This window comes from Aliiglaciecola lipolytica E3 (assembly GCF_000314975.1).
Taxonomy (GTDB): Bacteria; Pseudomonadota; Gammaproteobacteria; order Enterobacterales; family Alteromonadaceae; genus Aliiglaciecola; species Aliiglaciecola lipolytica.
This window is the reverse complement of sequence record NZ_BAEN01000022.1, coordinates 137,988-158,303: the sequence shown is the minus strand read 5'-3', so window position 1 is coordinate 158,303 and position 20,316 is coordinate 137,988. Positions and strand designations below refer to the sequence as shown.

Sequence of the window (20,316 nt, the reverse complement as noted above, 5' to 3'; positions counted from 1 at the left end):
TACTTACAACTGGTTGTTTTATGACACAACAAAACAAAAATGCTGATACCAATTCTACAACGGAGGCAGAAGCGTTTCGCCCTAAATATCATTTCACACCAGCCGAAAACTGGATGAACGACCCTAATGGCATGGTTTACTATGCCGGAGAATATCATTTATTCTATCAATATCATCCTGAATCGACGGTATGGGGACCCATGCATTGGGGCCATGCCGTTAGCAGGGATATGGTAAATTGGGAACATTTGCCCATCGCTTTATTTCCCGACGAATTAGGTACTATTTTTTCAGGTAGTGCAGTGGTTGATTGGAATAATACGTCAGGATTGGGCACAAAAGACAATCCGCCAATGGTGGCGATATTTACTTATCACAATGCTAAGTCAGAAAAAGCAGGTAACAACGATTTTCAAACCCAAGGTATAGCCTATAGCACTGACAAAGGTCGAACGTGGACTAAATACAGCGCAAATCCAGTGTTGAATAACCCTGGTAAAGTTGTGTTTCGCGACCCCAAAGTATCTTGGCATGAGCCGTCTCAGCGATGGATTATGGTGTTAGCGCAAGGTGATAATATCGGTTTTTATTCATCTACTAACCTGCGTGATTGGGTAGCCGAAAGCAGCTTTGGTCAAAACTGGGGTGAGCACGGTGGAGTTTGGGAATGTCCTGATTTAATTAGAGTTAACGTTTCAGGCACCGATGAATATAAGTACGTATTAATCGTCAGTGTAATGCCGGGAGCTCCAAATGGCGGCTCGGGCACGCAATATTTTATTGGTGATTTTGACGGTTCGGTATTTACGCTAGCTCCAGAAATACAAAATGCACTACAACCAATACCAGGTGTATTTCCGAAAGGTCAGGTATTTGAAGACTTTGAAGGAGATTTTAAAAATTGGACTGTGTCTGGATCGGCGTTTGGCAATACCCCTGCCAAAGGAGCCTATGGCAATCAGCAAGAAGTAACAGGTTTTAATGGTAATGGGTTAGCCAATTCTTTTAATACCGGCGATGAAGCTACAGGACGACTGAGTTCACACGCGTTTACATTGACACATCCATTTATTAATTTTTATGTAGGTGGTGGCAGTCATGTCGAACAAACAGCAGTTAATTTGCTAATAAACGGCAAGGTTGTGCGTTCGACATCAGGACCCGAGTCGGAGAAATTACAACCCGCTAGCTGGGATGTCGGTGAATTTATAGGGCAATCCGCAAGTATTGAAATTGTTGACTCTGCACAAGGTGGTTGGGGACATATTCTTGCAGATCAATTTGTATTTGCAAATGAGCCAGCGAATGCGGCAAAACATCCTGCTTTGTGGTTAGACTATGGAACCGACAATTACGCAGGAGTTACTTTCTCTGACGTACCTAAAGACGATGGGCGATTGATGTTAATGGGGTGGATGAGCAACTGGTTTTACGCCAATCAAGTGCCTACCCAAAAATGGCGTAGTGCAATGACGATACCCCGCTCGTTGAGTTTGCAAAATACCCGATTGGGTTTGCGGTTGATTTCTAAACCTGTCACTGAGCTCGACTTTATTTCCATTCAACAATTCCAGCAAGACAATCTACAAGTACATAAAGAAACCCCCTTATTTAGTGATGTAGATCTGCGTGCCGGATCAAATAGATTACGTATTTCGTTGAAAGATTTTAATGGCAAAGAGCTCGTTTTTGAATATCTCAATAGTTTACAGGAAAAAGTATCGATAACCGTGGATGTATTATCAAAACAGATGTTAATTGACCGCACTCAGTCAGGTAATGTGGATTTTGAAGCCCGCTTTGCGGGTGTGCAACACGGTTTACTAGATACTGATTTTAATCATCTTGAGTTTGATATTTTTTATGATAATTCATCCATAGAAGTATTTGTAAATGGAGGGGAACTGGTTATGTCAGCATTGGTCTTCCCCAACGAGCCTTTTAATAAAATTACGCTAAGCAGCGACACACAGACACACGTAGAAAAAGCAACATTGGATTTATTGTCAGCTGACATCAAATAACTACAGAAGTTATTTACCTATTATAGACAACGTTGTTTAGCTCTGTGTGATAAAAAACACGATTAACAACAATTTGAACAGTTGGACTAAGTGAGAAACATAATATGAGAATTTCTAAATTAACTAGCATGACTGTTTTACCAGCACTAGCGCTAGGTTTAGTCGCATGTAAGACAGAGATCGAAGATCCTGCAGGTAATCGAGTCGATCCGCCAGCAAATTTAATAATTTCACCCGATCCGGTACCAGAGGTACCGGTGGACAACGGGTACAGCGAAGAAAACGTTAATGAAACACTGATAAATATCAGTGTTTCAGTGGACGCATTTGTACAGGTAATCGGCAGTTTTGATGATGCTACCACAAATGAATGGACAGCCACCGGCGCTTTCGCCAATCCAGCAGGTGCAAATGCGTGGAAAGGTACCAGCGGTAATACTGAATTTGACCCTGCCCCTGCATATGTAGGACTCGGCGCAGTCAGTACCTGTGAGATAAATGACAATGCAGAAGGTTGCGATGCGCCAGTGGGTACCTTAATTTCACCTTTATTTCGGGTTGATGCTAATAGACCTATTCTTAATTTTTTAATGGCAGGTGGAAATGGCAGCGCGGCAGTAGGAATGCGTGTGTTGGATGATAGCGATAATGAAATATTTTCCTTTACACCAGATACCTGTTCGCCACCCCATGTTGATAATGACGATGATTGGCAAGCTATTGATTTAACTTCAAAGATAAATGATTTTGTGCGGGTAGTTATATTTGATGAAGAAAGTGGCGGATGCGGCTTCATCGGCTTTGACCATTTTTATATGGGAGTAACGGCAGGCCCAGGGCAGCAAGATTTTCGTGAAACTAACGTTGATGAAACCGTATTTAATGTCACCTTGAATGATAATGCATTTGAACAAGTGATTGGTAGTTTTGATGACGCAACCACGAATCAGTGGTTGGCAACTGGCGCGTTTGAAAATCCCGCTGATGCAGATGCATGGGTGGGAACGGCAACAGAAAGCTTTGACCCCCCGGGTGCAAAGGTAGGATTAAGATCAGTTACAACCTGTGAAATGAACGCCAATAGTGAAGGTTGTGATGCGCCTGTGGGCTCGTTAACTTCCCCACCTTTTTTAATTAATGAGGCACGCCCACTCCTTTCCTTTTTAATGGCGGGAGGGAACGGCTCGGCACCCGTCGGTTTAAGGGTGTTGTTAGCTTCCGATGATTCAGAGTTAGCCTTATTTACACCCGATTCCTGTGGACCTCCTCACATTGATGGTGATGATGATTGGCAATCCATCGATTTGACTGCTTATGCAGGACAATTTGTTAAGGTGCAGGTATTTGATGAAGAAGCCGGTGGGTGCGGTTTTGTTAGTGTCGACCATGTGCACATGACTGGAGTAGGTATGGAGGATTATGTCGAACAGAATGTGAACCAGAGTAATACCGGTTTAACCATTACAGATGACACATTTGTACAGGTTATCGGTAGCTTTGATGATGCATTAACAAATGGATGGACCGCTACAGGCGCATTTGCGGATCCTGCCATTGCTGGCTCGTGGAAAGGCACAAGTGGCATTACAGATTTTGATCCAGCACCTGCCTACTTGGGCGTTGGTGCGGTCTCTACCTGTGAGATAAACGACAATTCACAAGGCTGTGATGCTCCTGTTGGAAGTTTACTTTCGCCAACGTTTAAAGTTGATGCTGCTAGACCCATATTGCGATTTTTGATGGCTGGTGGTGATGGTAATGCGCTGGTTGGATTGAAAGTACTGAACGCAAATGACGATACTGAAGTTGGCGCATTTACGCCCGATACATGCTCGCCTCCTCATGTTGATGGTGACGATGATTGGCAGGAAATTGATTTAACTGATTATGTTGATAGTTATGTACGTGTGTTGATCTTCGATGAAGAGGCGGGAGGATGTGGTTTTGTAGGATTTGATCATGTGCACATGAGTGAATTTAGTGCTCAGCCCTAGTTTTAAATATCGTCACTGACATTATGGTTAGTGACCGCTTTGCAAATTATCGGTCAATCACTTTAAGAAGGTGATTTGACCGGTGAGTCATTAAGGTCAATTCTCATGAAAGTTAATCGTGTTCTTATACTACTGTCATATACTGTCATCCTCACTGCGTGTTTAGGTGGAAACGAAATTAAAGCCCCTAAGTCCACTCCTACTACTGAGCCAGAAGCGCCAACCCCGGTCGCTGTAGAATCTAAACTCTACTTACAGTTTGATGAAGAAGATGGTGTTACAACGGCTCATAATAGCGCAGGTGGCCCCGAATTTATTATTACCACTGCTTTCTCTAGTCCTGAGCGCGTGAACGCGGTGCAAAATACAGGTATTCGCACAGATGGTAATTCGAGCTGGGTATCCGGACCACTTGAGTTACCAGCTACGTCAGAGTTAACTCTACAATCGTGGGTGGCTATAGAAAATTACCCAGCAGATGCTGAAGTGCCATATGCACAATTAACACCATCTGCGTTGTTGCATCAAGCCAGCGAAGATGAAGGCTTTAGCATCAATATAAATGCTTATGGCCGCTGGTCTTTCAGAATAACTATGGGGGGCAATCAATACACTCTTGAAGCGCCAGAAACATTTCCTTTGTATAGGTGGAATCATGTGGCTGCAGTGGTTGATGGTGTAAATGGTAGTATGCATTTGTATCTAAATGGCATTGAAGTCGCCTCAAGTGAAGTTATTCCAGTGGGTGAGGAAATTGAATTTGCTGATACTGATTTTGTTATTGGTAAGGGCTATATTGATAAATCTTTGGGTGTCTTTCCATTGGTAAATGGTATCAATGGCATTTTCGATAATACCGAAGTGTTACTCGGTGTCCTGAATAGTGATGAAATAAAAGCGGTGTATACGGAACAAGTTGATGCCATTAGCTTGAGTGCTGAGCTTGCCTTACAAGTTCCTGAAAGTCGATTTCTAAATGATTCACAGCGGCCGATTTACCATGCGATGCCTCCTTCAGCATGGACTAACGAACCTCATGGCTTGGTTAAATATAATGGCCAATATCATATGTTTTATCAAAGAACACCTAATGGACCATTTAAAACCCAAATGCATTGGGGACACATGATGTCACCTGATTTTGTAAACTGGACACATTCAAAAGACGCATTATGGCCAGAGGTCGATCTGGGAGATACGCAAGGCTCGGATATGAAGGGGATTTGGTCCGGTGATGTGGTAGTCGAAGATGACACCGCTTATGCATTTTATACAAGTGTTAATTATTCAAACGACTTTAATCCTGGTATCTCTGTCGCCACCAGTTCAGCTGATAATTTACAAGATTGGACTAAATTAGGTCCTATTATTGATCGAACAGGTGCTGACGATATGCGTGATCCTTACTTATGGAAAGACGGGGATGACTGGCACATGATTATTGGTGCAATTAAAGCAGGACGCGGCTATTTATTACATTATAGTACTCAAAATATTAGTGATTCTTCCAGTTGGGTTAGGTCAGAGTTTATGTCTGCAGAAAATTTTGCGGCAATGGGACCAGATAATACCTTATGGGAAATGCCTATTTTTGAGAGAATCAGCGATAATAAATATGCCTTGTTAGTTAACCCGGTTGGTGGAGGATACCAGCCACGGGCTTTATATTGGATTGGGAACTGGACAAATGGAGAATTTGTACCCGATGACACCGAAGGGCAGTTTCTTGATCTGATAATCGGGCATATTTCTCCGACACTGGCGCGCAATGCACAGGGGCAAATTACCGGCATTGGTATAGTCGATGAACGTCGAAGCTCTGAAGCACAACTCGCTGCTGGTTGGACACAAACATTCAGTGCACCGCGTGTTTGGGGCTTAGCAAATGATAATGCCACAATTACACAAAAAGCCGCCCCTGAACTTAGTTCCTTGAGAATTGATAGCAGTCTACGTACGCAAAATGACATTAAAGTCAATGGAGAAACCCTACTGCATACAAGAGGCCGTCACGTTGAAATTATTGCGAAATTAGATGCAGACAATACGGCTAATAAGTACGGTTTAGTAATTGCAGCTTCTGCTGATGGCAGGGAAAAAACAAGTATTTATTATGATGCTGAGCGCCACAACGTTGTATTGAACAAAAGTATATCGTCGTTATCACCAGCAGCTAATGGATTAAGTGAGCAAACTGGTGCCTACAATGAAGAGGTGTTTGGTAAGCCTGAAAAATTCCATGTTTTTATAGACGGTTCAGTGGTGGATGTTTTTATTAATGACAAAGCCGCATTTTCATTTCGCATTTATCCTACATTGAACGATAGCACAGGTATTGCACTTTATTCAGAAGCTGCGGACACACTATTTACTCAGGTTGATATTTATCAACTTCGTGATATGCAATCAAAACGCACCTATATTGGAGCAGCGTCTGATGCTGATGGCATAGTTGAAGAACAAGAAAATGGGGAAATAATCGCGCTATCTGTGACCAACAATACATTGGTTGATAATTTGGATGCTGCACAGTGGAGTATTAATAATTTGCCTCAAGGAGTTAGTATTGGCAGTATTCAGCGAATTGATGACAATCGTGCCGAAATCACCCTTGCGGGCAATTCATCTGTTGACTTTGATGCGGATTTAACTGACCTCATCTTGACAGTAGAAGGATCTCAATTTGTCCAAGCTCAATTACCAAACACAGTATCGGCGCTTGCGCCAGTCATCACCGCACAAGTCGAAACGGTTACTTTTACTAATTTATCATTGGTAGGTAATGCTGATAATCAAGTTTATGAAGGTTCTGAGCTGGGTAAACAAATTCGTGTAGAGTTGATTAACAACAGTTTTACGACTGAATTAAATAAAAATCATTGGATAGCCAATAACTTGCCTTCAGGGTTAGACTTCACGTTAACTCGTATTAGTGATACTGAAGTCATATTTGAGATAATTGGTACAGCAGAAAGTTATGCTAATTTAAATAAAGTTGTAACTTTGGCGATTTCACAAGATGCGTTTAGCAATATCGATCCTGAATTGTTTGGTCAGTCCGCAATGAGCACCGCCATCACATTCGTTGCCAATAAAATTTACAATGTAACATTAAGTGCTGATGGGCAAAATAATGCTCTAGTGATAGGGCGTTTTGATACAGCCCAGTCAAGCATATTGCAAGGATGGGTTGGATCCGGGGACTTTGCCAATCCTGCTACCGAATCAGCATGGCGAGGCTCCACCGTGAATGGTGCAGCAGCACAAATTGGTGAGGGAGCTGTGAGCACCTGCGAAATGAATGGAAATATTAATGGGTGTGATGTTATAGAAGGTCGCTTAACCTCCCCTCTTTTTACCTTAACTGAAAATAATCTGTTTATGTTGTTGACTGGCGGTGAAAATAATCCCAAAGCCGTGGGTATTCGGGTGTTAGATTCAGTTGGAAATCTGTTACATAATTATTCTCCAGCAGGTTGTGTTCCTTCATATATAGACGGAGGTGATGATTGGACAGTGATTCAAGCAAGTCAATTAGTGGGAGCTACAATTCGAGCACAGTTTTATGATGAGGAGTCGGGAGGGTGTGGATTTGTTAGTTTTGATCATCTTTATCAAAGCAGCGAATCTCCGTCAGACAACATGGTTGACGGTGGAGTCGTTACTCTCACACAAAGTCAGTTGGCAAATTTATCGTATCGGGTTAGTCTGCCTTATCAGGATTCGGATGAGAGCGTTATCGCCACGTTTGATGATGCTCAAGTCATGATTGAACAAGGTTGGACGGCAACGGGCGTATTTGCAAATCCAATATCGGCAAACTCTTGGTATAGCTTAACCACAACTGCAGACGACGCTGCGCGTGTTGGTTTAGGTGGTTTAACGACGTGTGAAATTGCGGGAAGCGGTTGTGATATTTGGACAGGGACATTAACTTCACCAGAATTTACAGTTAGCGCCGAAAAGTCGACCTTGGCATTATTAATCTCTGGTGGTAACCCACAGATGAGCAATGATGTTGGAATACGTGTGCTGGATATGGCCAATAATGAATTGATACGGTTGAATCCGGGTACCTGTTCAGATGCATATAGCAAAAATGACTCAAATTGGGAAACCTTAGATTTGTCTGCTTATGTAGATCAAACAGTTAAAGTTGAAGTGTTTGACAACGAAACTGGTGCTTGTGGTTTTATTAGTGTCGATCATATTCATATGACATCTCTAAGTAAGGTGGATCCGTCGTTAGTCGACTTCAATTATGTGGCCTCTGACTTTGCTGAAACTAACCCTGATCAAAGCGTATACAATGTAACAATAAGTGACGACGCTTTTACCCAAGTGATAGGGACTTTTGATGTCCCTGCAACTGCATTAGTTGATGGTTGGCTTGCAACAGGTGATTTTGCAAATCCAGCAGATGCAGACGCATGGTTAGGTGCAACGTCATTTGCTGATAATGCAAAAGTCGGTTTGCGGGCAGTAAGTACTTGTGAGCTCAACCATAACTTAGCCGGATGTGATGCGCCAATTGGCACTTTAACTTCACCTACTTTCAAAGTAGATGCTAGTCGTACTCGATTAAACTTTTTGATGTCAGGCGGGAATGGCACCGCAGAGGTAGGCTTAAGAGTAGTTAACTCTGCCAATGGAGCAACCATCATTCAATATCGTCCTAATACGTGCAGTGATTCACGTATTATGGGTGACCAGCATTGGCAATCGCTAGACTTGTCAGATTGGGTAGGGCAATTTGTACAAGTGACTATTTTTGATGAAGCGTCTGGAGCGTGTGGCTTCGTCAGTTTTGATCACGTACATATGAGCGCCACGGCACATTAAATGTTACTTTACGAGAAACAAAAACCGCAAATATTGCGGTTTTTTCGTATACATGTCGTATCGTTTAATGCCAAATTGATTCTAAGGAATAAATTTGTGCTGACTTTATTTTCATCGGTATGTCATTGTGACCAGATTGAATATCAAGATGACTCAAAGGTGCTTCAACAAAGTAGGTTGTGGTTGAAACACAAAGTCCGTTATCGGTGAATATTTCTATTGAAGAAGCGTCTTTCAAAATGATTAATGAGATGTGTTTTTTACCACCCAACTCGACAGGTGCTTTTATCTGGTTGTTAAACTCTTTTATGTGGGAAAGGCGATAGTTTGCTTTACTGCGGTCAATTTCAAGTTGATTAATGGAAGAGTTGAAGTCAATGATCAACGCTTCTCCAATCTCATTGTGAAATCGTAAAATCCACTTGTCACTTAAATGCTCAGACCAATCAATCGTCAAGTGTAATTCGAGGCACTCGGCTAAAGCCTGACCGCTATCTAGTGAGATAGGCTTATCGAAATATATTTGTTGAAAGTTGATAGGATTAGGTAATCGCAGCATAGACAGTTCTGCAATAGGTTTAGCACTTAAGCGTATTCCGTGGACTGATTTGACCAATGTCAACTCGCGTGGAAACGTCATGGCACCTCGCCAAGGCGCGGTAGGCTGTTGGCTGGCATATAGCCAATTTGTCATCCAAGCTAACATAATTCGACGGCCATCTAGTTTTGGAATGTCACTAAATGTAACGCCAGCATAACAATCTGGGCCATAATCCATCCATAAAATTTCGGTGTGTTGCTGAACAAACCGGGTGCCGTCAAATTCGCCAATAAAATATTGTGTGGCAGATCCTTTGTTAGGGCCACCAGGACTAATGCTCACAAGAAGAACCCACTTTTCCTCTTTGCTACCATCAACCTTCAGTGGGAAAAAGTCAGGGCATTCCCATACACCACCGTGTGCGCCAAAGTCTTTTCCAAAATCGACCATATATTGCCATTCAAGCAAATTTACCGAACTGTAAAACTGAACTACATTGCCAGCGGCTAAAACCATGATCCAGCGCTTGCTATCATTATGCCAAATGACTTTTGGGTCACGAAAATCTTTCAGCCCCGGATTTTTGATAACAGGGTTTTTGCAATACTGTTGCCATTGATCACCACCATCAACACTATAGGCTATACTTTGAACTTGTTTATCATGTCGGGAGTTATGGGTGAAAATAGCCAGTAGAGGGGGATGTTCGCCTTGTTGTAAACCGCTGCTATTATGCCAATCTACTAGAGCACTGCCTGAAAAAATATATCCTAGTCCATCAGGTTCTGAACAAATGGCTGGGGAATGATGTTGCCAATGTATTAGATCAATGCTGGTTGCGTGCCCCCAGTGCATATCCCCCCATACTTTGTCACTGGGATTATACTGAAAAAATAAATGATACTTTCCATTATAATAAAGCAGTCCGTTTGGATCATTTAGCCAATTTATAGGCGATGAAAAATGAAAAAGAGGCCGATGCTTTTCTGTATATAGCTTAGAATTTTTAGTGGCTGAGGACATTTATTTACTCTGAGTGATCAAGACTTTTATGGATATATTCTAACGACTAAAATTAACTTATACAACGTTGTCTAATTTTGCTATAACTATTTTTTAACAAATGGCTGATCCAACGCTCAGCATCAACTACTATTGCAAGCGACCCAATTTATGCATTTAAAGAGTTGTAAAAGTGAGTAAGTCTATTAAAAATTATTGGTTACTGAGCGGTGCTTTTTTTACCTTTTTTTTATGTTGGTCATTTTCATTTTCGTTATTTCCTATTTGGTTAAACCAGTACATAGGTTTGAGTGGCGAATTAACGGGTACGATATTTAGTTGCAACGCAATAGCTGGTCTGTTTGTTATGCCGTGTTACGGCTATCTTCAAGATAAGTTAGGTTTGCGCAAACACCTACTGTTATTTATTGGGGTAATGCTTATTGCCGTTGGCCCATTTTTTATTTTTGTGTACAGCCCTTTATTGCTCAGTCATTTTTATTTAGGCGCATTGTTAGGAGGCGTGTTTTTTGCTGTAGTTTTTGGAGCAGGGATTGGGGCATTGGAAAGTTATGTAGAAAAGGTGGCTAGAAGTCAATATTTTGAATTTGGTAGAGCACGAATGTGGGGCTCTTTGGGATGGGCTTCGGCGACCTTTTTTGCAGGTTACTTATTTAATAAAGGACCAGATATTAACTTTTGGTTAGCTTCACTCAGTGCTTGCGTTTTTATGTTGCTTATCTTTTTGTTAGAACCCCTCAACGAGGAAAATTCAATATCTACTGTACCTTGCTCATCGCAAAGAAAATTAGATTTAAAGCTAGTCTCCGGGTTATTGCTGATGCGAAAGTTTTGGGCATTCGTGATTTTTGTGATGGGGGTAACCTGCATCTACTCAGTCTACGATCAGCAATTTGCAGTTTACTATTCGTCAATGTTTAGCGATCAACAAAAAGGCAACGCTATGTACGGCTACCTGAATTCAATGCAAGTATTCTTGGAAGCTGGCTGTATGTTTTTCGCGCCTTTTTTAGTTAACAAGATAGGCGCAAAAAATGGTCTAATTCTTAGTGGATTTATCATGGCTCTGCGTATAATTGGTTCCGGTTTAGCCGATGATATAGTGATGTTGTCGATTATGAAGTTGTTACACGCGGTAGAATTACCCATTATGTTAGTGGCGGTGTTCAAATATATTACTAATACCTTTGATACTAGGTTATCAGCCACCTTGTATATAGTTGGATTTCAATTTTCGAGTCAAATTACTGCATCGGGTTTGTCTATTTATGCAGGTATAATGTATGACAAACTGGGATTTTCGACTTCGTATTTGATTCTTGGTGGTATTGTATTCATATTTACCCTGATATCGTTTATTTTATTGAGCTCAGATAAACCTTCAATCTAGAATACGGCCTAATAAGACCCTCTTTTTACTAACGTGAAGGGCAGTTTTTCATGCACTTTGTCTTCCCGTCCATTTAACAAGTACTCTAATGCCCACGCGCCCATTTCAAAATGTGGTAACGCCATTGTTGATAATGCTGGTTGCAGCAGAGTTGGAATAGTGTCCCAGTCATCGAAACTGGCGATTCCTATATCCTTACCAACTTGCAGTCCCATTGATTGCAGAACGAAATAAGCTTCTACTGCTATGGGATCCTGACCGCAAATGATTGCGTCTGGTTTAAATTCATGTACGATTTTAGCAGTAACTTCACGAGAGCAACTAACTTCTTGTCCTGCAGGGCCATAAAATACTGGTTCAATATGTAAATTTTCTAATGAGACGCCACGGCGATTAAACGCATTAATAACCCCCTTTTTTCGATCTTGGGCTGCAATAATTAGCTCATTTAGATTCATAAACGCAATTTTTTTATAACCTGCATCGATTAGCGATAGCGTGACGGTTTCTGCTGCCTGAATTTCATCTGGCACAATACTGGGAAAGCGCGGATTCTTACAAAAACAATTGGCTAATATAGTTGGGCATTCTTGCAAGATATCCGGTAGCACCACTTCATGGTGATACATGGCTGCATAAATTATGCCTTCCACTCTATGTTCGATTAAATTTTGTGCAGCTTTCTCAGCGGTATAACGATCTTCGTTGACGTTCAACACCATTAGTTCTTTATTATTTTCCCAAGCAACTTGCTGTGCACCTCTAATGAGATCAAAGGTATAAGGTACTTTGAGTAAATCATCAGCAATAAACCCAAATATCCCTGACTTTTTGCGGCGGGTTAAGCTTGCGGCTCTATTTGGCCGATAACCAAGTGCCTGAATCGATTGCAACACTTTTTCACGGTTTGCTGATTTTACCGTTGGATCATTATTGACCACCCGTGAAACAGTTTTAAAAGAAACACCTGCATGTGATGCGACTTGTTTAATAGTTACCATATTACTTCTTATTTTTTAGCTAAACGGCTTATATTCATTCGACAAAAAAGCTTGTTAACTAGAAATTATCACTACTTGATAAAAATACACAATTTATCTGTGAATATCTTTAATTTTATTTTTAACAACGTTGTCTTTTATGTTATCTTTTTGTTACTTAGCAACAAGATTAACGAAAAATAGAGTTTTGAAAAGTACTTTGCATTATTTTTGTGCGTGGTATAAGAAAAGACTCAATAAGTGGAAAGTTGAAATGAAGAAAATAGTGTGTGTTGGCGAGATGTTAATTGACTTTGTGTGTACTGATTCCCAAAAAGGGCTACATCATGGTGGTCAATTCACTAAAAAGCCTGGCGGTGCGCCAGCCAATGTAGCTGCCTGCGTGGGTAAACTTGGCGGCAAAGCAATTATTGTATCATCAGTCGGGAGAGACCCGTTTGGTGATTATCTAATAAATGTTTTGCAAAATTATCAAGTGAACACGACCTATGTTCAGCATTGTGATTTTAAAAATACAACGCTTGCTTTTGTTTCGCTTTCTGAAGATGGTGAACGAGATTTTGTTTTTAGTAGAGGAGCCGACGAACAGTTAACCATTTCAGATGCAACAATGCATACTATATTGGACGATAGCATTGTGCACTTGGGGTCGGCTACTGCTTTATTAGGTGGGCCTCTTGCTGATGCATATGCTGGTATTGCTAAAGCCGCAAAGAAAAATGGTAACTTAATTTGCTTCGATCCTAATTACCGTTCAGACCTGTGGAAATATAACTTGTCTTTGTTCCAAAGCCGGTGTGATGAAATTTTGCAATTAGCCGATATTGTTAAAGTAAGCGAAGAAGAAATTTTGTTATTAAGCTCACAAGAAGAAATTGTTTCTGGCTGCGACTACTTACATCAAAAAGGGATTAAAATCGTATTGGTTACTCTCGGGAGCAATGGCTGTCTTGTGTCTTACTCAGGATCTCATTTTATTGTTCCAGCATATGAAACCAACGTAATGGATACGACAGGAGCGGGTGATTCTTTTATTGGAGCAATGCTCTATCAACTAGCGACTCTACCCGTTCCTGACGATTTCTATGCATCCAAGATTAAATCATTTGTCGAATTTGCTGAAAAGGTTAGTAGTTTAGTTTGTTCTAAATTAGGAGCAATGACGGCTTTACCAACGTCCGAAGAAGTGAATTTAGCTACTTTTAACGTAATTTTACCGTGTGAAAACATATATAAACCCGTCAGTTAGCTTATTTTATTCAACGGTATAAATATGGGTAACACGTGTCTTTAAACATAGCGTTGGTTGTAGGACCGTATTTATCCCAGGGAAATCTTTGCCTGACTTTTGGGGCTTTTTTGTTTTTGGGTAAAGATTAAAAAATAAAAAGGGGGCGGAGGTAGTAAAAATTCAATAACTCAAATAATTCCGCAGCCATAAAATATATGGTGTTATTGATCTCTTCCAATAGCGTCAATTCACTCCGACCCCTTTTTACTTAGTATAGAGCGTATAGCCGTTTAGCCCATCAGAATTTGAATTGAAATCCGCTATAGCCATATAGCGTATCGTCTGGATAATTCCCCTGCGCAATTGCATCGCCCTTCATCATGTATGCGCCACCAAACTCAAGACGTAATTTTGGTAAAAGCTGATGGCGCCAGCGGAATTCTATTTGATTACCAATATCACTTGAACTATCAACCGGAGTTTGGTGATAACTGAAATTCAAATAACGTACTAAAAGATTGTCCTTTTTAGAAAATTTACTAACCATTTTTAGCCCCAATGACACTAAATTACGGCGGGGCATGGCCTGATATACATCGGTAGGGCCAAAATCGAAACGCCGCACTCCATAAAGTGAATCAAAGTTACGGTTAGTATCATCACCATTATTGTTATCGCCACTTATGATGTCCACCACCGCTTGAAGGGAAGTATTATCAGTAATCATTTGGCCTAGTTCGCCATGAAATAACCAAGCGCGGTGATCAATTTCATTTAGATCATCTGGTGATGTGGTTTGATGAAGGGTCCCAGATTGCAGTATGAGCTCTGCGTCACCGAGCCAATCGGTCGTTTTGGGTAACGTATAGTGTGCGCTCATAGTGAGGAGTTGACGATTAGCAGTATTTAAATTTGGGCCGTCTTTCTCTTTAAACCAATAAGTCTGTATCTGCCACGTTTTAGATGGTGACGTTGCATATACGCCGTAGAGTCGACGTTCACTGAAAGATTTATCTAATGCTCGATCATTGCTATCAATGCTTTGAGCATCTCCTGGGAGGCGTGTTACTGGCAACAGATATAACGCTCTTACGTTCCAGTCTTGCCATTGCCAGTCACTTATTACGCCATCAAACGAATTCACCGCGTTTCGAAAATAACCACTTCCAATCAGTCGGCGGCTACCATGGTCTATAACAAAACGCCCTAAACTGAGCTTTTGCATGCTTATGCTTCTACTCGTTTCCGAGTTACCCAGAAATGAAAAATGCAATTGCACGGGTTCTAACGTATTAACTTGTCCGCTACCTAACGTTGGATCGTTATTATCTAAATACACTCTTGAGTCGCCAAGTTCACCCACCAACTCGAAATTTGACCATGTCATTACACCTTTCACCATTAACTTCGAAGAAAGACGTTGGTTATGCTGATTAAAACGTTCGTCGGTCGTTGGAAATAATGGATTGGTTAGATTTTCAAAGCGCAAATCCCATTGCCCTGACAGATCTATTTCTGGTGTATCAGCTAATGCTAGTGATGATAAACAAAATAAAGTTGCAGCACTTAACTGGCAGAAAATTTTCAAATAAAGTGACCTCATGCTGTCTCTCCTGATACTGCTGGGAACGCATTAGTAATTAATGCTTTCAAGTTTGACATATTCATACTCGAATCATCAACTACTGGTTGCACCGAGCTGCTTACGTTCGAGGTAATCTTCACATTCTGCTAATTCTACTGACTACAGTATCTCTTATTTTCAATATTCTAGAGAAGTCTATTTTCAGCGGTCATTATTTTGTTTATCACCCTAAACGCCATTCGACAAATTTAATGTCTACACGCGAATTTACTCTTTGAATCTGCTTATCACTTGCAATTAGTGATTATCTTCACTATCTTATATGTAACCTTTAAGTTACATGTTTGGTTTCTTTACGAGAAATGGACGATACATTCAGCGCACTTGCCAATAAAACGCGACGTCAAATTCTTGATTATGTGAAGAACAATCCTGCTTGTCTGGTAAATGATATTAGCAATCAGTTTGCTATGAGCCGGATTGCCATAATGAAGCATTTGAAAATTTTAGAATCAGCCAACTTGTTAGTAACTGAAAAAGTAGGCAAAGCCAAACATCATTATTTTAACGTCATACCCATACAGCAAATTTACGATCGCTGGACAGACGAATATAGTCGTTTTATGGCTTCTCGTTTAACCGGTTTTAAAAATCAAATAGAACAAGAGTTAAAGGATACTGAAAATGAACCAAAACAAACTAAAAAGTGTTCATAAAATATTTATTGCCGCACCGATTGATAAAGTCTGGCAGCAAATAACTAAACGAGATGGTCTGCAAGCGCAGTTTTTTAATTCACGGCTTGATACGCCTGGGCTCGAACCAGGAGCTCCAATTCGAATGCGCACTGGAAAGGAAGGTAAGTACACGTCTGTAGTAGGAGAGGTGCTGGAATTTGATCCTCCTTATACGTATTCCCATACATTTAAATTCACCAATTTAGACGACCCTTACTGCAAAGTGACATACAAGCTAAAAGAGGTTGAAGATGGGACGGAGTTTACATTGATAAATGAAGATATGCCGGCAGGAACAAAAACAGCTAATTATATGGAGCAGGGAGCAACATTTATCTTAAACACCCTAAAAGGAGTGGTCGAAAATGGTAAACCCCCACTTAAATATCGTCTGATGCTAGTGATGATAGGCGCATTATCGTTCACTACACCGAGTAAATGTAAAAGTGAAAACTGGCCGTTTTGAATTGTAAAAGAGATTAAATTGTAAGCATTAATGGAGGTGTCAAAAAAATTTTACACTTAACAGCGCTTCGCTCGCAGTTTGTTGGTTTGTTTAATATAATCAGTATGTTAGTGTTTGGCATAATTGGTGCTTTAAAGTTAATCTATTTAATGTTGTAGCATAAGAAGCAATCATATGAAGTGTATATTTTTTGCGTTATTAATCTCTTTTTCAAGCTCCGCACTGGCAAGTTTGATTACTTTTTCTGAGGATACAGGCTTATTATCTTCAAATGGAAATGTCGTTCCAAACTCTCCTAACCTTGCGGGGTATCAATTACTTTTAGGCAACGACAATTTTTTATTCGGTACTTACCGAAACCGAACTCATTGGTGGGGGACAAATGTATCCCGTATGTACTTTTTGGTCGCAGATGGCGAGGTATTTCGATTTAATTTGGATGAGTTAAGTAATTACACTCCAGCCGGCTCGTTACCTAAACTTTATTTGGCAGCAGGTACTTATTTGCGCAACGGTTCTGATTCAAGTTGGCAAGTTATGGGTGGTCCTAGTACATACTTCACAGACAATTTTGAGATCGACATAAGTGCTGATAGATCTCGAGTGACATTGATAGGTGAAGGGTTACATGTTGATTTGTCGTCACAAAATGGAGGTCGTAATCTCAATTTGACTGGGAGTTACTCTGTATTGCCTGGCGAGAATTTGTCAGGGCTATTTAGCCCTTCTGGTTATCCAACACCTGTGGAAAGTCCTTTACACTCCTACTACTATCCAATCATTGATGATATAAATTTTGATACAAACGCTGCTAGAGTTGGGGATTCATTGACGCTTTATGCTAACAATAATTTGCTGTGGGACCTAGACAATGACGGCGAATTTGATGATGCGACTGGAAATCAAGTGAATTTTATTCCAGGCGACTCCAATAGCACCATTAGTGTGCTGGCAGACAACGGCTATGGTTTTACTAGCACTAGAAGTTTTCAAATTCAGGCAGCTCCAGAGATAAATGTCAATGATCCGCAAGATGACCCTATGGCAATTCCTGAACCTAGACTGACTTTTTTATGGTTCACTTTAATCACCTTTATATTATGTAGAAAACAGCGTGTAGTTGCTCGTTCCAATAGACTTCAAACGTTTATGTGAAAGGCTTAATCAATACTTTCTCAATTTCATTATTGATAAATTTGTTCGATATCAAGTAAAGGCCCGTTAACAGCGGGCCTTTGTTAATATGCAGTAGCCGCTAACTATGTAATGTGCTAGCTTTATCAAACAACTAATGAGCGGAATGAGTCGAACGATTAATGGAAAGCATAAATGATTTGGCTGCTGGTTGGGGTAAGAGACCGGTAAACTTTGATAAAACTTGGATGGATCTTTCGCAGTTACCTACAGATTTGAAACTGATTGATGAATTGCTTCGTCAGATGCCGGCAAATCAAGTTTTCGTTCGTGTCACGTCACCTGATCCGGCAAATTCAAATATTCAAAGATTATCTTTAAATGAAGTACCTGATTTGGTGTCTAGATTGGAAAGTGGTGATGGCAATATACACCTACAAGCTATTCAACTGGATGAACACTTAGATACATATCGCGAATTTAAACGCGCTTTTATTGATAAAGTGGCTCAAAGTGTACCATCCTTTTCAACTAACAAATTAATTAGCAGCAGCGTTGGCTTGTTTGTTTCTACACCAGGGGCTGTTGCTCCATTTCATGCTGATCCGGAGCATAATTTTTTACTACAAGTTATCGGTAACAAAGTGATGCATAGCTTTCCGCCAATGGATTTTGAAACTTTTCCTAGTGAAGCCAGAGAGGCTTTAGCATCAGAAAAGATTTCTATGCTAAAGACTTATAAAACGGAGTTTGAACAAAGAGCAACAGTGTTGCCATTAAGCGCTGGTGATTTTATATATCATCCGCCCATGTCACCCCATTGGGTAAAATCTGGGACTGAAAAATTTTCATTGTCATATACCATTTCGTTAGTGACAGAAGACGTGGATCACACTCTGTTATTACACAAAATTAATCGTAGGTTACGTAAATTTGGAATTGTTCCAAGTCAGCAAGGAAGATTTCCGTTTTTCGATTCGTTAAAAGTGCAAAGTGCCGCATGTGGACGCTCGATTAAACAATTATTGCGTCCAAGCTAGATCTTTTTAATCGTTTTTTAACACCACTTCTGTAATGTGCGCTTCGAGCATTTTAGTGGCTGATTCTGCACTTAGGTGCTTTACCGAGTCTGGGCCATTTGCAGCTAAACTTGCTGCTTTTTCTCTATTTTTGAGTAGATCAACAATCGCATCTTTAAGGCTTTCACTGTTACCAGATTCCACCAGTACTCCGTTGTTCGCGGTGATTATTTCAGAAGGGCCTGATGGGCAATTATAAGCCACTACCGGCGTGTTCAATAACATGGCTTCAACAATCACACTAGGATAGGCTTCAAAACGAGAAGTAAGTACTAATATATCTGCGTGCTTAATGGTTGGAAATGGATTGCTCACAAATCCTTCGAAACTAATTCTATTGAATATTTTTAACTTTTTAGCTTCGTAAATAAGTTGTGACTTCATAGAGCCATCGCCCACAAATTTAGCATGCCAATTAATGTCGCTTGGAATTTTCGCTAACGCTTTTAATAACCTATCTGGTCCTTTTACTATTTCGAGCCTACCTACGAATACAATTTTACCTTTATCACTCGCATTCCAAGTAGATTCAGGCAATTGGGATTTTGCGACGAGTTGGTTTATTTCAAATGGATTATACTGCACAAAAGTTTTGCCTTTTTTGCCGTTTAGAAGGCTATGGTCAATGTCATTGGCAACCGATTGAGATACAGCAAGAATGCGATCCGCTAACTTATATAACTGCTTTAAAAACAGATATTTTAATGTTCCAAAGCGCTCTTTTGAGATTGAAATGGGAACGGTATGGAAACAGCAAATAGTTTTGGTTTTGAGTCCTAACTTTGCAAGTAGTTGTATTACGTCCGCATACCATAAAAAACTAACTACTATGTCAGGTTTATATTGTTGAAGATGTTTTCTGAATCGCCAAATAAGCATAGGAAAACTAAATGCGGAATTTTTGCGTAAAGAGTGAACAGGCACATCTTTAGGAACAGAATCAAGATGAATCCCTGTTTTACTACACAATATCAATGAAGGCTCAAATAACTCCCTATCTAATCTATGTAAAAATGTAATAGCAATTTTTTCAGCACCGCCACCCGAAAGGTCTGGTACTAAAAAAGCAATCTTAATTTTCGATTTTGAATTCATAAAAACTTGACCAGACTTCCATTGCAAAAACAATGCTGTGCAGCGTTGTACATAATACTCATTATTACCATAACTAACAGTAATAGATAAATCTATGTTTATTAAGCGGAAAGTTTTTTAACCGAGTCGCAAAAATTGATTAAATTTGCGTCAAATTCTTGACTATACCTGATT

At 40.3% G+C, this 20,316-nt stretch carries 13 protein-coding genes; 9 read left to right on the top strand and 4 right to left on the bottom strand.

Translation table 11 applies throughout. The features are described from left to right. Positions 1–20: 20 nt before the first annotated feature. The 3 genes from GLIP_RS22430 to GLIP_RS05215 all read left to right on the top strand — a co-directional run bounded on the left by GLIP_RS22430 (position 21) and on the right by GLIP_RS05215 (position 8,860). Positions 21–2,024 carry a glycoside hydrolase family 32 protein gene (locus tag GLIP_RS22430; RefSeq protein WP_008843544.1) on the top strand — a complete coding sequence of 668 codons (2,004 nt, stop codon included), beginning with the start codon at positions 21–23 and terminating at the stop codon, positions 2,022–2,024. Positions 2,025–2,128: 104 nt separating this feature from the next. Next, positions 2,129–4,018 (top strand): hypothetical protein, encoded by a 1,890-nt coding sequence (locus GLIP_RS05220; RefSeq protein WP_008843542.1) that lies wholly within the window; start codon positions 2,129–2,131, stop codon positions 4,016–4,018. A gap of 105 nt (positions 4,019–4,123) precedes the next feature. Beyond that, positions 4,124–8,860 carry a GH32 C-terminal domain-containing protein gene (locus GLIP_RS05215; RefSeq protein ID WP_008843541.1) on the top strand — a complete coding sequence of 1,579 codons (4,737 nt, stop codon included), beginning with the start codon at positions 4,124–4,126 and terminating at the stop codon, positions 8,858–8,860. Positions 8,861–8,924: 64 nt separating this feature from the next. Here the strand turns inward: GLIP_RS05215 and GLIP_RS05210 are convergent, their stop codons facing one another. Then, entirely contained in the window at positions 8,925–10,424 is a 1,500-nt protein-coding gene (locus GLIP_RS05210) for a glycoside hydrolase family 32 protein (RefSeq protein ID WP_052154931.1), read from the bottom strand. Between the two features lie 172 nt (positions 10,425–10,596). Here GLIP_RS05210 and GLIP_RS05205 point away from each other — a divergent pair, with 172 nt between their 5' ends. Then, entirely contained in the window at positions 10,597–11,814 is a 1,218-nt protein-coding gene (locus tag GLIP_RS05205; RefSeq protein WP_008843539.1) for an MFS transporter, read from the top strand. Between the two features lie 8 nt (positions 11,815–11,822). Here GLIP_RS05205 and GLIP_RS05200 read toward each other — a convergent pair whose 3' ends face one another. Then, entirely contained in the window at positions 11,823–12,815 is a 993-nt protein-coding gene (locus GLIP_RS05200) for a LacI family DNA-binding transcriptional regulator (protein WP_008843538.1), read from the bottom strand. A gap of 253 nt (positions 12,816–13,068) precedes the next feature. On the opposite strand from GLIP_RS05200, the gene GLIP_RS05195 reads away from it, so the two are divergent. Then, positions 13,069–14,064 (top strand): carbohydrate kinase family protein, encoded by a 996-nt coding sequence (locus tag GLIP_RS05195; RefSeq protein WP_008843537.1) that lies wholly within the window; start codon positions 13,069–13,071, stop codon positions 14,062–14,064. Between the two features lie 280 nt (positions 14,065–14,344). Here the strand turns inward: GLIP_RS05195 and GLIP_RS05190 are convergent, their stop codons facing one another. Then, complete coding sequence (locus GLIP_RS05190; RefSeq protein ID WP_008843536.1) at positions 14,345–15,649, bottom strand: alginate export family protein; 1,305 nt, start codon at positions 15,647–15,649, stop codon at positions 14,345–14,347. A gap of 326 nt (positions 15,650–15,975) precedes the next feature. Here GLIP_RS05190 and GLIP_RS05185 point away from each other — a divergent pair, with 326 nt between their 5' ends. From GLIP_RS05185 to GLIP_RS05170, 4 genes are all read left to right on the top strand, one after another. Beyond that, a complete protein-coding gene (locus GLIP_RS05185; RefSeq protein WP_153886269.1) occupies positions 15,976–16,347 on the top strand; it encodes an ArsR/SmtB family transcription factor in 372 nt (123 codons plus the stop codon). Continuing rightward, on the top strand, positions 16,316–16,834 hold the full coding sequence (locus GLIP_RS05180; protein ID WP_008843534.1) for an SRPBCC domain-containing protein: 519 nt from the start codon (positions 16,316–16,318) through the stop codon (positions 16,832–16,834). The genes GLIP_RS05185 and GLIP_RS05180 overlap by 32 nt, the downstream gene beginning before the upstream one ends. A 174-nt stretch (positions 16,835–17,008) precedes the next feature. Next, positions 17,009–17,989, top strand: coding sequence for a hypothetical protein (locus tag GLIP_RS05175; RefSeq protein WP_008843533.1), 981 nt, complete (start codon positions 17,009–17,011; stop codon positions 17,987–17,989). Between the two features lie 161 nt (positions 17,990–18,150). Then, positions 18,151–19,008, top strand: a complete 858-nt coding sequence (locus GLIP_RS05170; protein WP_008843532.1) for a cupin-like domain-containing protein — start codon at positions 18,151–18,153, stop codon at positions 19,006–19,008. Between the two features lie 6 nt (positions 19,009–19,014). Here GLIP_RS05170 and GLIP_RS05165 read toward each other — a convergent pair whose 3' ends face one another. Then, entirely contained in the window at positions 19,015–20,142 is a 1,128-nt protein-coding gene (locus GLIP_RS05165; RefSeq protein WP_008843531.1) for a glycosyltransferase, read from the bottom strand. Between the last annotated feature and the right edge of the window lie 174 nt (positions 20,143–20,316).

What these genes read in the sequence shown, in the direction of transcription:
- GLIP_RS22430 (WP_008843544.1), top strand. Translation starts at nt 21, where the DNA reads ATGACACAACAAAACAAAAATGCTGATACCAATTCTACAACGGAGGCA.
- GLIP_RS05220 (WP_008843542.1), top strand. Translation starts at nt 2,129, where the DNA reads ATGAGAATTTCTAAATTAACTAGCATGACTGTTTTACCAGCACTAGCG.
- GLIP_RS05215 (WP_008843541.1), top strand. Translation starts at nt 4,124, where the DNA reads ATGAAAGTTAATCGTGTTCTTATACTACTGTCATATACTGTCATCCTC.
- GLIP_RS05210 (WP_052154931.1), bottom strand. Translation starts at nt 10,424, where the DNA reads ATGTCCTCAGCCACTAAAAATTCTAAGCTATATACAGAAAAGCATCGG.
- GLIP_RS05200 (WP_008843538.1), bottom strand. Translation starts at nt 12,815, where the DNA reads ATGGTAACTATTAAACAAGTCGCATCACATGCAGGTGTTTCTTTTAAA.
- GLIP_RS05195 (WP_008843537.1), top strand. Translation starts at nt 13,069, where the DNA reads ATGAAGAAAATAGTGTGTGTTGGCGAGATGTTAATTGACTTTGTGTGT.
- GLIP_RS05190 (WP_008843536.1), bottom strand. Translation starts at nt 15,649, where the DNA reads ATGAGGTCACTTTATTTGAAAATTTTCTGCCAGTTAAGTGCTGCAACT.
- GLIP_RS05180 (WP_008843534.1), top strand. Translation starts at nt 16,316, where the DNA reads ATGAACCAAAACAAACTAAAAAGTGTTCATAAAATATTTATTGCCGCA.
- GLIP_RS05175 (WP_008843533.1), top strand. Translation starts at nt 17,009, where the DNA reads ATGAAGTGTATATTTTTTGCGTTATTAATCTCTTTTTCAAGCTCCGCA.
- GLIP_RS05170 (WP_008843532.1), top strand. Translation starts at nt 18,151, where the DNA reads ATGGAAAGCATAAATGATTTGGCTGCTGGTTGGGGTAAGAGACCGGTA.
- GLIP_RS05165 (WP_008843531.1), bottom strand. Translation starts at nt 20,142, where the DNA reads ATGAATTCAAAATCGAAAATTAAGATTGCTTTTTTAGTACCAGACCTT.